This window comes from Culturomica massiliensis, from assembly GCF_900091655.1.
Taxonomy (GTDB): domain Bacteria; phylum Bacteroidota; class Bacteroidia; order Bacteroidales; family Marinifilaceae; genus Culturomica; species Culturomica massiliensis.
On record NZ_LT594621.1, the window covers coordinates 81,881 to 96,511 of the forward strand.

A 14,631-nucleotide genomic window follows, 5' to 3' on the forward strand; every position below is an offset into this window, starting at 1 on the left:
TCTTTGCAATGTTGTAAGACCTGTTCCGTTCATTTAAACCTACATATAAATTGTAAATTTTGGATTGTAAATTTTAAATTGCCTGACAAACCGGTCCGTCGTCGGATTTATTTAATTTAAAATCTAAAATCGTAAATCTACAATCTTAAACCTACTCTTCTTATGGCTGTATTATAAAAAAATGATACTTTTGCCATTAGTAAAGTTATAGCAAAAAATGGTTGTTACAATAGTTTCTTACTTTTTTTTTTGGCATAAATATTGTAATTAACTGTACAGATTTCTAATGATAAATGAAAATGGTTGATATAAAGGATATTGCTAGAAAAGTTATTTCAGATGAATCGGAGGCTGTAAAACGCTTGATAAGCTATGTCGATGATGATTTCGAAAAGGTTGTGAGATTGATTTATGAAAGCAAAGGGCGGGTGATTGTAACGGGGATAGGCAAGAGTGCCATTATTGCACAAAAAATTGTAGCTACTTTGAATTCAACCGGTACGCCGGCTATTTTTTTGCATGCAGCGGAAGCGATTCATGGAGATATGGGAATGGTACAGGATGAAGATGTTGTGATATTTATCTCTAAGAGTGGGAATACGCCGGAGATTAAAGTGTTATTGCCTTTGATCCGGAATATCGGAAATAATCATATTGTAGCTATGGTGTCGAATACAGATTCTTTTTTAGCTCAAAATGCGGAATTTGTATTGAAAGCGACAGTAGAGCGGGAAGCTTGTCCGAATAATCTGGCCCCTACGAATTCGACGACGGCACAATTGGTGATGGGAGATGCCTTGGCGATGTGCCTGATTGAATTGAGGAGTTTTTCAAGCCGGGATTTTGCCCGTTATCATCCGGGAGGTTCATTGGGGAAACGGTTGTATACCCGGGTCGCGGATGTGTTTGACCGGGAAAACAAGCCCCGGGTAGCTATAGATGATCATATCCGGAAGATTATATTGGAAATGTCCGGCGGTTGTTTGGGGGCAGTAGCTGTCACGGATGAAGGGGAGCATTTGCTGGGGATTATTACGGACGGCGACTTGAGACGAATGCTGGAGAAATACGAAGATGTTGATGGCTTGAAAGCAACAGACATTATGTCATCGTCTCCAAAGACAATCGGAGAAGATGAGTTGGCTTACAATGCCTTTCAGTTGATGGAGAAGAGCAGCATCACCCAACTGGTCGTTGTCGATAAAGAAAAAAGATATAAAGGTATGGTTCATTTACACGATATCTTAAAAGAAGGGGTTGTTTGATCGTAAATTTAAAAATGAGAGAAAGCAAAAAAAGGTGAGTTTAGGATTGAATTTGCAGATTATGGGTTAAAAAGGAACCGAGTAACTAAAAGAATATTTTCGGGAGTTGCGAGGCAACTTTAATTTAGATTTCAATGAAAAGGACCGTACTTTTGGGGATATTGTTATTGCTTGCCGGCATTGTTGCGGGTCAGAGTACCCGTGTCAGGGGAAAGATTACAGATGCAAAGACGGGGGAAGTGCTGCCTTTGGTGAACGTTGTTTTTAAAGGTACGACGATAGGAGTCACTTCGGATTTTGACGGGCTTTATGTAATCGAGACCCGGGAACCGGTGTCCGAACTCCAGGTGTCGTTTGTGGGATATGAACCCCAGACGGTAAAGATTATTCCGACGGCCTTTAATGCTGTTGATTTTCAGTTGGTACCGATTACTTTTGACCTGGAAGAGGTAAAGGTGCGTCCGGGAGAAAATCCGGCACATGCTATTTTACGGAATGTTTCGGACAATAAGAAAAGGAATAATCCGGACGAAATAGCTTTGTACAATTGTACAACCTATACTAAGATGGAGCTGGACCTTACCAACATAAACCCGTGGTTTAAGAATAAAAAACTCCAGAAGAATTTCGGTTTTATATTTGAACATATGGATACCTCGGTCATTACCGGTAAATCTTTTTTGCCGGTAATGATTTCGGAAGCGACGGCGGATTATTATCATCGCAAAAATCCTTCTTTTTCCCGTGAAATCGTAAAGGCAAGCCGGATTTCGGGAATTGAAGAGGATTATACATTGGCTCAGTTTACCGGACATTTACACGGTAATGTCAATTTATACGACAATTATATAGATGTTTTCGACGTAAAGTTTGCCAGTCCGCTGTCCGATCACGGCTTACTGTATTATAAGTATTTTCTGGTAGACAGTATGCAGGTGAACGGACGCAAGACTTATAAGATCCGGTTTCATCCGAAGGGGATGTCTACGCCTGTCCTGGACGGAGAGGTCAATATCGATTCGGCTTCCTGGGCTTTACAGTCGGCTAATGTGAAGATGATGAAGGGGTTGAATGTGAACTGGATCAGGCATCTGGTGATTGAGACAAAAAGCCGTTTGATAAATGATTCTGTGTGGTTTCCGAAACAGGATAAGATTTTTGCGGATTTTTCGATCGTTATGTCCGATTCAGCCAAGGTCGTTTCTTTTTTAGGACACCGTCAGGTTGATTATACGCATGTGCGCCTGAATGAACCTATTCCGGCAGAGGTTTTAAAGTTGGATAACAATGTCGTGATATCCAGGGATGTTTTGAAAAATGACGAAAGTTATTGGGATTCAATACGTCCTTTTGCATTGAGCGACAAGGAGAAGCAGATATATGGAATGGTGGATTCAATAAAGAATGTGCCTTTGTACCATAATATTTATACATTGCTGTCGACTGTGCTCGGAGGGTATTACGATACCAAATATGTAGGCATCGGACCTTATTATAAAATGTTTAGTTTTAATAAGTTGGAGGGGGCTCGATTCCAGCTTGGGTTGCGTACCACGACGGATTTTAGCAGGAAAATCCGGTTGAGCGGATATGGGGCGTACGGTACGAAGGATAATCATTTTAAAGGTGGCGGAGGAATAGAGTATATGGTCAATGAATTGCCGACATCGAAGTTGAAGCTGGCCTATAAGCACGATGCCGTACAGTTGGGAGCCGGTGTCAATGCTTTTACGGAAGGAAACATACTGAGTTCTGTTTTTTCGCGGGGCAATAACGATCGTCTCAGTTTGGTAAATCAGGGTGATATTTCTTACGAACACGAATGGAGACAAGGAATCAGTAATACTTTTGCCGCTCAAATGCGGACCATTTTTTCATCTCCTTATGTGCCTTTTGTGCGACCGGACGGACAAGTGGTGAATTCAATACAGACGTTTTCCTTGCAGTTGAAAACCCGTTTGTCCCGTGATGAGATCGTGGTACGGAAAACATTCGATAAGTTTTCGCTGGGATCGGATTATCCGATTGTGGGAATTGATTTATCGATGGGGGTAAAAGGGATGTTTAAGAATGATTATGAATACTATCGGGTAGTAGGAACGGTATTGTATGATTTAGGTATTCCTCCTATCGGAACATCGAAATTTATAATTAACGGTGGTAAGGTTTTCGGTAAGGTGCCTTATCCGTTGTTGAAATTACATGAAGGAAATGCAACTTATTTTTACGATACCTATGCTTTTTCATGTATGAATTACTATGAATTTGCATCGGATTTATGGGTATCGTTGATATATGAACATCATTTTAAAGGTTTCTTTTTAGGCAAGATTCCGTTGATGAAGCGTTTGAAATGGCGGGAAGTGTTTATTTTCAAGGCGCTGATCGGAACCCTGGAAGACCGTAATAACGGAAGTTTGGCTGATACGAAAGCGATATTGCTCTTTCCGGAAGGTATGTCGTCGGTATCCAAACCTTATTTTGAAGCTGGTATCGGTATTGAAAATATATGCCGGATTCTCCGGGTGGATGCGATCTGGCGGTTGAGCCACCGGCATAGTGTACCCGGACAAAATGTACAGAATTTTGCTATAAATTTCAGTATAAATCTCAATTTTTAAGCCGCTAACGGTTTAAGCCGGATTGAATTTTAATTTCAGATAATAATTGTCTATCTTTGCAGCCTGTTGACTGCTTGTTGTTTTGGTTTTCAGGGAGATTCCGGCTAAAATAGGAGCTGGGTCTGTATTTGGTTATTACCTAAATATAATATAGGGCAATATGATATTAAGGGCAGAAGATCTTGTTAAAAAATATAAGAGTCGTACGGTTGTGAAGGGGGTTTCTGTTCAGGTAGAACAAGGGGAGATTGTGGGCTTACTGGGACCTAACGGAGCAGGTAAGACGACTTCATTCTACATGATAGTGGGATTAATTACTCCGAATGGCGGACGTATTTTTTTGGATGACCGGGAGATCACAAAAGAACCGGTATACAGACGGGCACAATTGGGAGTCGGTTATTTGGCACAGGAGGCTTCGGTATTCCGGAGGTTAAGTGTGGAGGATAATATAAAGGCTGTGTTGCAGATGACCAAGATGCCCAAAGAAGAACAGCGGGAGCGTTTGGAAGAGATGTTGGATGAGTTCGGATTGCAGCATATACGGAAGAGTCTCGGTATTCAGTTGTCCGGAGGAGAACGGCGGCGTACGGAGATTGCCCGGGCTTTGTCGATTCGTCCTAAATTTATATTACTGGATGAGCCGTTTGCCGGGGTTGACCCGATAGCAGTGGAAGACATTCAGAGTATTGTTCAGAAATTGAAGGAGAAAAATATCGGCATATTGATAACGGACCACAATGTGCAGGAAACACTGTCGATTACCGACCGGGCCTATCTGTTGTATGACGGGAGGATATTGGAATCAGGTACTGCGGAGCATTTGGCGGCAGATCCGGAGGTGAGACGTGTATACCTGGGCAAGAATTTTGAATTGCGTAAGAAAAAGTAATTTAGTATTTTCTGTGTCTAAATCGGTAAAGATTTTGACAGTTTGAAAAAATAGATTATTTTTGCAACGCCGAAAAAATAATGAGCGGGCGTGGCGAAATTGGTAGACGCACTAGACTTAGGATCTAGTGTCGAAAGACGTGGGGGTTCGAGTCCCTTCGCCCGTACAGAATGAAAGCCGCCTTAAGAGGTGGCTTTTTTAGATATGAGGATTTAATAATATGTATAATTAAAACTGTTGTAACTGTTGTAACTGTTGCGACTGTTGTAACAAAAACGATAGCATGAATATAACAAAGACCCAGAATGACAATCTTAATGCAATGATTAAGATTGAGTTAGGTAAAGAAGATTATGCCGAGCGCGTAGAGAATGTATTGAAAGATTATCAGAGAAAGGTTGTGATTGACGGTTTCCGGAAGGGAAAAACACCGATGGGAATTGTTAAGAAGATGTATGGGAAAGCGATTCTGGTAGAAGAAATCAATAAAGTACTCGGAGAAGCTCTTACAAATTATATTAAAGAAAATGATCTTCAGATTCTGGGGGAACCGCTGCCGAATGAAACGGAGCAGAAAGAATTGAATTTGGAAGATGACAAATTCGAATTCATATATGATATTGCCCTTTCTCCGGAAGTAAATGTAAAATTGAGCAAGCGGGAAAAAGTACCTTATTATCTGATAAAAGTCGATGATGAGATGATCGACAAGCAGATTGAAAGTATGTGTAAAGGCAACGGTGAGTTGAAACCGGTCGATGAAATCGAAGGTACGGAATATATAAAGGGAGAATTGATCGAACTGAATGCCGACGGTAGTGTAAAAGAGGGAGGAGTGAAAAATGAAGATGCTTCGTTGTCGGTAATGCACATTAAGGATGAAGAGTCTGTCAATGCATTCAAAGGGGCGAAAGTAGGTCAGGAAGTAAAATTCAATGCAGTGAAATCTTTCCCGAATAAGGCAGATTTTGCTTCTATGCTCGGTGTGACGAAAGAAGAAGCTGAACAGGTGAATCCGGATTTCTGTTTTATTGTGAATGAAATCAAACGTTATACGGATGCTGAAGTAAATCAGGAACTTTTTGACCGGGTTTATGGAAAAGACAACGTGAAGAGTGTTGAAGAATTCCGTACGAAAGTGAAGGAAGATATTGAGAAACAATTGAAAGGACATTCGGAATATCGCTTTACAATTGATGCCCGTGAGAAGATCCTGAAAAAGAACGAAGATGTGGTATTGCCGGATGCTTTCCTGAAAAGATGGATTGTGGCTGTCAATAAGGATATGAAGGCTGAGGATGTAGAGAAAGATTTCGAGGGATATCGTGACGAATTCAAGTGGCAGGTCATTAAGACAGCTTTGGGTAAAGAATACGGGTTGAAAGTGGAAGAAGCGGATATGAAGTCTGTTGCCCGTGAAGTTGCTGCTGCTCAATTACAGCAATATGGTTTGTATGGTTTGAGTGACGAGCAGTTGGACGGATTTGCCGTAAAATTGCTTGAAGATTCCAAACAGCGTCAGCATTTGTATGAAAGAGCTGTGGATAATAAAATATTTGCTGCAATCAGAGAGAATGTGAAGTTGGAAGAGCAGGAAATTGCTATGGCTGATTTTGAGAAATTATTCCAGAAGTAAGGAAAATAATACGGTAGAATGTGTATCCCGGAAATCTATGGATTTCCGGGATATTCTTTTTCGGTTATTTGTCTTTCAGGAAACGGTTTTTAAATCGTATGGCTTCTTGTAAGACACGGGCATCGGAACGGCCTTCGTACTTATTCAGTTGCCGGTCGGTGATGATTAACCTTCCGGCTGTCTTTTTTTCGTAGATGACACTGTCTGTGATGACGGCATGGTTGTCAAACGAGCCGGTGATGTGAAACGGTGGCCGTAGGCTGTCGGAGAGTAGTTGTCCCATACTGTAGTCGGAATAGGGATTGTTTACACCCAGCCAGGTATGCATCAAGGTCGGGATGATATCGTAATGAGTGGTTTGATGGGTGATTTGACCCGGTGTGACTCCCGGATAATAGTACAGGAGAGGCACATGAATTTGGGCATCGGAAAAATTACCGTTGTGTCCCCAGAAATTCTTCTTATTTTCATTGAATTCCTGACTATGGTCACCGCTTATGATGACGACGGAGTTTTCAAGTAATCCCCGGGTTTCGAGTTTTTGTAGTATACATCCTATCAAAGAGTCGGTATGCCAAGTACAATTGCGATATAAATTGAAAAAAGGGGTGGGATCTGTTTCGTTACCGAGTTGCATATAATCCGCGTATTCCCAGGCCGGCTGGAACCGGCGGGGATAACCTTGAGGGAGATCTATGGCGTGTGGTAAATCGTAAAATAGAAAAGCGAAGAAAGGAGAGTGTGCGATCGTATCCTGTTCGCGTTGATCCAGATAGGCAAGGAAATCTTTTGTAATCCGGTTGTCCCGTTCAAAAGGTGTTGAGCCGGGAGTTTCTGTCCGGAGGTTTTTCACATTTCCGAATACTACCCGGTAGAAGGGCGGGTTGACAAGACTGGCACTGGCAAGTATACGGATATCGTAATCGAGTTGCAATAGACGCTCAATGAAGACCGGTTGAATGCCGGCAATTTCAAAATATTTCCAGTAAATGGGAGATATGCCAAAAAACCAGCCGAAAATTCCACCCCGCGTACCGTTACTGGAACTTAAATGCCGGAGGTAATTTTCTGATTTCCGGGAAAATCGGTACATATTGGGACAGGTTTCCGGAGTAAGAGTCCGGGGATTCCACGAATCGACCAACAAAAATATGATGTTTTTCCGGGAGATATGATCGTCTGTTTCCAGGGAGTGTAAAGGGTAGTTTACAACGTTATGTTTGTTTTTCTCGGAGTTGTCGGTGTATAAATCTTCTTTTTTGACAACTCCCAGTTTTAATAGTAAACGGTTGGCTGTCAACGGATAAAATTGAGGTAAGCTGAGCGCAGCATTTTCTATGGAACTTTTACCGGCAACAGCGGCATAGGCATGACCGATGTGGGATGTGACAATGCCTGAAATAAAAAAGATACAGATGAAAATTGCGTTTTTCAGATGGATTTTTCTGTAATATGTTTTACTTATCCAAAGCAGGATCAAGCCGATGATAAAAAATGCCAGAACGACACCAATGCTTTTGTATACCAAAGCCGGATTGAATACAAATATTTGCCCGGCATTTGCCCCGAAGACCATATCGGTTACGAATCCGTTGATGTGAAATTTGTAAAGCCGGAAAATGATTCCGTTGAGGTAGGCTAACAGGTTCAATAAAAGATAGAAAGAAAATAAGACGGTCAGGGCTGTTTTATAAAAACGGGTAAATAGGACTGAAGGAAGGTACAAAGTAAAAAAAGGAATGAGTGTAAACAGAAAAGCGTGACCGCTGGCCGATAAGGTATAATACAGCCAGCCGATCCAATCGATGGATGTTGTTAAGTAGCTGTTGTACAGGTATGCAAAGAATTGAGTAAACAGGATAACGGTAGTGGATATGAAAAATAAGAACCCCTTTTTTAAATGGATTTCTTTTTCCGGCGAAAGGATATGTTTCATGGACTAACTGTAAATTACATATTATTTTATAAATTAAAAAAACGGTCGTTTTTTATGGAAATAAATATTGAATAATAAATAAATGACTAATTTTGTAAAATCATTGTTATGTGTTTCATTTACAGTGTGTAGTTGGTAGGTGCTAAAATGAAACAGGAGTCGTTTTTTTATCTGATATCAAGCCATAAAAAACGACCGATTTTTACAGGTATTTTTATAAACGACCTGTTTTTTTAGTATTTTCTGCTTTGTATATATCTTTTCCGGAAGACGTGGGTAAAACCGTTTATTTGTTTCTGAATCTTCTATATTTTGCCTACTTTTGTGGGCGAATTGAAAATGAGGTGAATTCAAGGTGATGTACCAAACGTATATATTGAGTAACGGGCTGAAAATTATTCATCAGCAGGTAGACGGGAAGGCTGCTTATTGCGGATTGATTATTAATGCGGGGAGTCGGGACGAACGGGAAGATGAGGCTGGGATTGCGCATTTTATCGAACATGTGATTTTTAAAGGAACAGAGAAGCGGAAAGCTTATCATATCCTTAGCCGTATGGAGGATGTAGGCGGGGAATTGAATGCTTATACGACGAAAGAAGACACTTGTATCTATGCCTCTTTTTTGCCGAAGGACTATGAGCGGGCTTTGGAATTGTTTGCGGACATTATTTTTGATTCGGTGTTTCCGGAGAAGGAGATTGAGAAAGAGAAGGAGGTGGTTATCGATGAGATTAACTCTTATAAGGATTCTCCCGGAGAGTTGATATTCGATGATTTCGAGGAGCTGGTGTATAAAGGGGAACTGATCGGACGGAATATCCTGGGAAGTGAGGAGAATGTACGGAATTTGCGCCGGGAACAGATATTGGATTTTGTCCGGCGGAATTACAGACCGCAACGTATGGTGATCAGCTCGGTCGGGAATATTGATTTTTCGAAATTGGTACGTTGGGTGGAAAAATACTTCGGAGGTATTTCCGGAGATGATAGTTCGGTTTGCCGGGTGAAACCTATGTTGTATGTACCTCAGTTCCGGGAAATCGATAAAGGAACTTTTCAAAATCACTGCATAATCGGTAATATTGCGTATGATTACCGGGATGATAAGCGTTTAGCCTTATCCATGCTGGTGGATTTGTTGGGGGGAAGTGGCATGAATTCGCGCTTGAATCTGAATATCCGGGAAAAACACGGATTGGCTTATAATGTAGAAGCTGCTTATACGCCTTATTCGGATACGGGATTGTTTACTGTATATTTCGGTTGCGATGCGGATGATCTGGAGAAATGCCGGAAATTGTGTGAGCGGGAGATGGAGCATTTGTATACTCATGCTTTAGGACATGGGCAGTTGCGTAAAATTAAGATTCAGACGATAGGACAGTTGACTTTGTCGGCTGAAAATTATGAAAATACGATGCTTTCTATCGGGAAGAGTTTCCTGGTATACGACCGGGTTGATAGTATCGAGGAAATCTGTACGAAGGTGGAGGAAGTCGATGTGTCTACTTTACAGGAAGTGGCAGCGGAGATTTTTGCTATAGAAAAACAATCGGTATTGATATACAAGTAGATTTTTAGAATAAATCTGTAAAACCTTTCGGAAGTCTGTTAATAGTATGAATCAGGAGTAAATTATGGAGTGGAGTTTGGAACTGGAGGAATATATTACGGCTCATTCGGAGCAGGAATCTGAGGTCCTGGCTGCATTGCGGAGGGCAACCCATCTGAATGTCATGCGGCCGCGGATGCTTTCGGGGAATATGCAGGGGCAATTGCTGAAAATGTTTTGCCGGATGATCGGAGCGAGGCGGGTTTTGGAAATCGGTACATATACCGGTTATGCGGCAATTTCTTTAGCAGAAGGACTTGAGGAAGACGGGATCGTCTATACGATTGATATCAATGATGAAATTGAAGATATTGCGCGGGAATATATCAGGAAGAGCGGTTTGGAGGAACGAATCCGTTTTTTGTTGGGAGATGCCTGTGAGCTTATCCCGGATTTGGCGGAGACGTTTGATTTGGTATTTATCGATGCCGACAAGCGGCAGTATCCGGAGTATTACCGTTTAATTTTCGATAAGCTGAAACCGGGAGGAATTATTGTAGCCGATGATGTTTTGTGGGAAGGGAAAGTATTGACGGATAAAGATGCCCAAACCCGGGGGATTATGGCATTTAATGATTTGGTTGCCGGCGATGAGCGTGTTGAAAAACTGATATTGCCTGTACGTCATGGCTTGATGTTAATTCGTAAAAAATAAACGGATTTCTGATTTACGATCCAGAATCGGGATTTTCAATGGACTGTATCTTTGCGGAGCAGTTTAGATGGCCTGGTAAACTGATTCGTTATCAGATGTATTTAATCTGAAATCTAAAATCGTAAATCTATAATTTAATATGTACTTTTGTTGTATTAATTTTTGATGATCATGAAGCAATATCTGGATTTATTAGATCGGATTCTAACAGAAGGCGAACGCAAAACCGACCGGACAGGTACCGGCACAATAAGTATATTCGGACATCAGATGCGTTTTAATCTGCAAGAAGGATTTCCTTTATTGACAACCAAGAAATTGCATCTGAAGTCTATTATTTATGAACTTTTATGGTTTTTGCAGGGGGATACGAATGTAAAGTATTTACATGAGCACGGCGTTAAAATATGGGATGAATGGGCGGATGAAGATGGGGATCTCGGTCATATTTACGGTTATCAATGGCGTTCGTGGCCCCGGCCGGACGGTTCGCATCTGGATCAGATCACTCAGTTGATTCAGGATATTAAAACGTCTCCCGATTCCCGGCGGCTGATCGTCAGCGCCTGGAATGCCGGAGAGATCGATAAAATGGCATTGGCTCCTTGTCATGCCTTGTTCCAGTTTTATGTCTTGAACGGTAAATTGTCCTGTCAGTTGTATCAGCGCAGTGCGGATTCTTTTCTGGGAGTACCCTTCAATATTGCTTCTTATGCTTTGCTGACGATGATGGTGGCCCAGGTATGTGGTCTACAACCCGGGGAATTCATTCACACTTTCGGAGACGTGCATATTTACCTGAATCATATCGAGCAGGTGAAATTACAATTGACCCGTGCACCGCGGGAATTGCCCCGAATGCATATCAATCCGGATGTAAAAGACATTTTCGGTTTTAAATACGAGGATTTTGAATTGACCGGTTACAATCCTCACCCTCATATAAAGGGAGAGGTTGCAGTGTGAAATTTTATACAGAAGGATTTTTTCATTGTATTGACTTGATATAATTATCCCTGTTTTTTACATATTTCGAGTGCATGTCTAATGTCTCTGTATGTATGGGGTAGCTTTCCGGATTTAGGAATTCCCGTTGTGGGTGAAAAGTAAAATGGGTGATTCAATCTTATCGGTGTTTTGCCGCAGTAAAGACGGTGATAAAATACTGTCCGATTGACTGAATATTTTTTAAACAAATAGAATATTCTCTTTTGTTTTTTACGATGAAAGGGGAGAGAAATGTGTCGCTCAGGACGTATCTCTTACATGCATAATACTACAATCTTGAAATAGCATCGTACAAATTTTGGGGGTGGGGACTGTACCAAAATTGATTTCTGATCCATTCGTTTTTGTCGGAGGCCTGTATCTTTCCGGATTTTATGGTCTCAATTAATGCATTGAAATTGTATACGTGTTGCCCAGGCATATAAGTGACGAAATCGAAAGCTAAATCCCGGTCTTCTTCGATATACTTTTGGTAATCGAAAGGAAATAGAAGGATGGATTTATTTTTCATGAGCAGATAATCGAAATAGATGGAGCTATAATCGGTAATTAAAACATCTGTGAATGGTAAAATGGGATAGATATCCGTTTTATTATTTACCGTAAGTATATGATCGAAAGCACAGAGATCCATATTGATACGGGTAAAAGGATGAAGTTTTAAAATAAAAAGTTTGTTTTGTGCTTTTAAGGTATCATTTAACTTTTTGAGATCGATCCCACTTTGTTCGAGGAAATTTTTATTTTCATCCCGGAATGTCGGCATATATATAAAAGATTGTGTTGCCTTTTTTAGACGCCGGATGATCGCCATTGTTTCTTTCGGTTCATACTTTTGTATAAATTCGAGTAGTCTGCTTTCTTCCCACTGTAAGATTTCGTTGCGGGGGTAACTGCTTTCAATACATTGTTGGGGGGATATTCTGAAACATTTACAAAAATGCCGGGTCATTAATGGAGACGTTGATAAAAATAAATCCGGTTTTAAGTAAATGACTGGTTTTAAAAATTTATTCATACAGGTTTCTGCCGGAAATGGTTTTACCTGTCCTGCAAACTCGATATTTTTAATACCGACTCCATGCCATAAATTTACAAATTTAGCTCCTCCCGAAACCCAGTAATTTAAAGCAGACACCCGGGAATCGTATATATAAACTCCGGCGGTAAGTAAATGATATATCCCTGTAATACTCCAGGGATGATATGCTTTAAATCCGAATGTCCGTACAATTTTGCGGGAGGATTTGTTTTTACTGATCCAATAACATTTGTTTTTTTCCAAAACGGTTTTAGCGTGAATGAAAAAGTATTTGGTATTGTTGTTGAAACCTCTGGAATTGCCTACTACCCATTTATCTTTATTGCGTGGTATTAAATACGAAATTCCCCTTAGGGTATATGCAATGCTATTGGATATGATTTTAAAATATTTTTTCATTTACTGAGTTTTACATCAATAACTTCACCCGTCATATTTGAGAGCAGGGTGTTAATGGATACATTGGCGACATCTTCAGCTGTCAGCAGCGTTTCTTCAGGTTCGTTTCCAAAATTCCGGATGCGCATGGGTGTTTTTGTTCGCTCCGGATTAATGCAGTTGACAGAGATGTGATGTTTATACCATTCTTCACTCAATGCTTGCATAAGATTGACGACTGCGGATTTCGATGCGGAGTAAATACTGTATAAGGAACGTCCTCTGGTGTAGGAACTGGACGTATATAAAAGTAGCATACCCTGACTTTGTTTAAGATATTTAAAAGCTTCTTTTGCGACATTTATTGCTCCCAGCACATTTACATTTACTATTTGCCAGATATTTTCATAGGACATACCTTCTAAAGGCTGTTTCATTAAGATACCGGCGGTATTTACGATATAATCGATTCGGTTTGTTTCTTCATGTACCTGTTTTAATGCTTTTGCTACATTTTCGTGATTGGAAACATCAATTTTATTGCTACTCCGGCTGAATGAAAATACCCGGGCCCCGGCTTCGGAACAAATGTCAGCGATGGATTTTCCGATTCCATAGCTACCGCCGAATAAAACGATTACTTTTCCGGCCAATTGTTTTTTTTCTTCATTATTGATACGGTGTTGAAGATTATGGATCGATTTTAATTGAAATAGTTTGTCCAATAAAAACAAATCGCTTTTGTATGTTAATTTCAGGTTGAAAACTTCTCCGTTGACGACATATATGGGTTCATCGGGCAAATATTTCAGGATAATGCCGCAATCATCTGTTGTTTGTAGTTGCGGATCTTGCATGGCTTTCTGATAGGCTTCTTTGATGACAGAAAGTTTAAATGCCTGTGGGGTTTGCCCGTTTCGCAAAGTGGAGCGTTGGGGGATGTTTTTGATTTTATTATCTTCACTGACCTGAATAATTGTATCCGTTGTGGGAATTGCGACATCTACCGCATTATACGTTTTTAAAGCTTCGATACAGTCGGTAATAATGCGTTCGTTTATCAAAGGACGCACCGAATCATGAAGAATAATGTTGCATTCTTTTTCTTCACATGCCTGAATCGCTGCCCAGCTGGATTCATAACGCTCTTTTCCTCCGGACAGGATTTTTGTCAGTTTCCGGTAGTTATTAGACGTAACGATATCTTCTATATCATGAATATAGTTCGTATGCGATACTACGAAAATTTCATGAATAAGCGGATGTTTTTCAAAAACATCCAGAGTGTGCTCTATGACTTTTTTCCCTGCGATTTTCAGTAATTGTTTGGGGTAATCTTCTCCCATACGACTACCGGAGCCTCCGGCTAAAACTACAGCTATATTTTTCATAAAGAATTTTTCTTTTTTATATGTCCAGGTTATTTTTCATTGCTTCCTGCTGAAAATCCAACGATAAGGACATTTTTTTCATTTACTATATATTTATATAATACAAAATATACACATCGGAAGTTACCTGGCAATGCGTATATTTTACGGTATACTTGCTTATATTGATCGATTTGATGTCAAGGAAAACGG

At 40.5% G+C, this 14,631-nt stretch carries 10 protein-coding genes and 1 tRNA gene; 8 read left to right on the top strand and 3 right to left on the bottom strand.

The features are described from left to right. Nucleotides 1-299: 299 nt before the first annotated feature. The 5 genes from BN8908_RS01480 to tig all read left to right on the top strand — a co-directional run bounded on the left by BN8908_RS01480 (nucleotide 300) and on the right by tig (nucleotide 6,414). Nucleotides 300-1,265, top strand: a complete 966-nt coding sequence (locus tag BN8908_RS01480; protein ID WP_021987588.1) for a KpsF/GutQ family sugar-phosphate isomerase — start codon at nucleotides 300-302, stop codon at nucleotides 1,263-1,265. A gap of 134 nt (nucleotides 1,266-1,399) precedes the next feature. Next, the gene (locus tag BN8908_RS01485; RefSeq protein ID WP_068688562.1) at nucleotides 1,400-3,886 is read left to right on the top strand and encodes a DUF5686 and carboxypeptidase-like regulatory domain-containing protein; all 2,487 of its coding nucleotides are present in this window, start codon (nucleotides 1,400-1,402) and stop codon (nucleotides 3,884-3,886) included. Between the two features lie 160 nt (nucleotides 3,887-4,046). Then, nucleotides 4,047-4,778, top strand: coding sequence for an LPS export ABC transporter ATP-binding protein (gene lptB, locus BN8908_RS01490; protein WP_021987586.1), 732 nt, complete (start codon nucleotides 4,047-4,049; stop codon nucleotides 4,776-4,778). 84 nt (nucleotides 4,779-4,862) lie between these two features. Beyond that, nucleotides 4,863-4,944, top strand: a tRNA-Leu gene (locus BN8908_RS01495). A 117-nt stretch (nucleotides 4,945-5,061) separates the two neighbouring features. After that, a complete protein-coding gene (tig, locus tag BN8908_RS01500) occupies nucleotides 5,062-6,414 on the top strand; it encodes a trigger factor (RefSeq protein WP_021987585.1) in 1,353 nt (450 codons plus the stop codon). Nucleotides 6,415-6,478: 64 nt separating this feature from the next. Here the strand turns inward: tig and BN8908_RS01505 are convergent, their stop codons facing one another. Then, on the bottom strand, nucleotides 6,479-8,350 hold the full coding sequence (locus tag BN8908_RS01505; protein WP_068688564.1) for a sulfatase-like hydrolase/transferase: 1,872 nt from the start codon (nucleotides 8,348-8,350) through the stop codon (nucleotides 6,479-6,481). A gap of 355 nt (nucleotides 8,351-8,705) precedes the next feature. Between BN8908_RS01505 and BN8908_RS01510 the strand changes: the two genes are divergently transcribed. The 3 genes from BN8908_RS01510 (at nucleotide 8,706) to BN8908_RS01520 (ending at nucleotide 11,586) form a co-directional block, all read left to right on the top strand. Next, complete coding sequence (locus BN8908_RS01510; RefSeq protein WP_148453120.1) at nucleotides 8,706-9,926, top strand: M16 family metallopeptidase; 1,221 nt, start codon at nucleotides 8,706-8,708, stop codon at nucleotides 9,924-9,926. Nucleotides 9,927-9,990: 64 nt separating this feature from the next. Continuing rightward, nucleotides 9,991-10,620 (top strand): O-methyltransferase, encoded by a 630-nt coding sequence (locus tag BN8908_RS01515; protein ID WP_021987582.1) that lies wholly within the window; start codon nucleotides 9,991-9,993, stop codon nucleotides 10,618-10,620. Nucleotides 10,621-10,791: 171 nt separating this feature from the next. Beyond that, entirely contained in the window at nucleotides 10,792-11,586 is a 795-nt protein-coding gene (locus BN8908_RS01520; protein ID WP_068688568.1) for a thymidylate synthase, read from the top strand. A 310-nt stretch (nucleotides 11,587-11,896) separates the two neighbouring features. On the opposite strand, the gene BN8908_RS01525 is transcribed toward BN8908_RS01520, so the two are convergent. Together BN8908_RS01525 and BN8908_RS01530 are read right to left on the bottom strand one after the other, a co-directional pair. Further along, the gene (locus tag BN8908_RS01525; RefSeq protein ID WP_021987580.1) at nucleotides 11,897-13,069 is read right to left on the bottom strand and encodes a CDP-glycerol glycerophosphotransferase family protein; all 1,173 of its coding nucleotides are present in this window, start codon (nucleotides 13,067-13,069) and stop codon (nucleotides 11,897-11,899) included. Then, on the bottom strand, nucleotides 13,066-14,439 hold the full coding sequence (locus tag BN8908_RS01530) for a bifunctional cytidylyltransferase/SDR family oxidoreductase (RefSeq protein ID WP_068688571.1): 1,374 nt from the start codon (nucleotides 14,437-14,439) through the stop codon (nucleotides 13,066-13,068). Before BN8908_RS01530 ends, BN8908_RS01525 begins: the two co-directional genes overlap by 4 nt. Nucleotides 14,440-14,631: the final 192 nt, after the last annotated feature.

Bases quoted from the DNA above. Each gene is read 5' to 3' on its own strand.
- BN8908_RS01480 (WP_021987588.1), top strand. From the start codon at position 300: ATGGTTGATATAAAGGATATTGCTAGAAAAGTTATTTCAGATGAATCG.
- BN8908_RS01485 (WP_068688562.1), top strand. From the start codon at position 1,400: ATGAAAAGGACCGTACTTTTGGGGATATTGTTATTGCTTGCCGGCATT.
- lptB (WP_021987586.1), top strand. From the start codon at position 4,047: ATGATATTAAGGGCAGAAGATCTTGTTAAAAAATATAAGAGTCGTACG.
- tig (WP_021987585.1), top strand. From the start codon at position 5,062: ATGAATATAACAAAGACCCAGAATGACAATCTTAATGCAATGATTAAG.
- BN8908_RS01505 (WP_068688564.1), bottom strand. From the start codon at position 8,350: ATGAAACATATCCTTTCGCCGGAAAAAGAAATCCATTTAAAAAAGGGG.
- BN8908_RS01515 (WP_021987582.1), top strand. From the start codon at position 9,991: ATGGAGTGGAGTTTGGAACTGGAGGAATATATTACGGCTCATTCGGAG.
- BN8908_RS01520 (WP_068688568.1), top strand. From the start codon at position 10,792: ATGAAGCAATATCTGGATTTATTAGATCGGATTCTAACAGAAGGCGAA.
- BN8908_RS01525 (WP_021987580.1), bottom strand. From the start codon at position 13,069: ATGAAAAAATATTTTAAAATCATATCCAATAGCATTGCATATACCCTA.
- BN8908_RS01530 (WP_068688571.1), bottom strand. From the start codon at position 14,439: ATGAAAAATATAGCTGTAGTTTTAGCCGGAGGCTCCGGTAGTCGTATG.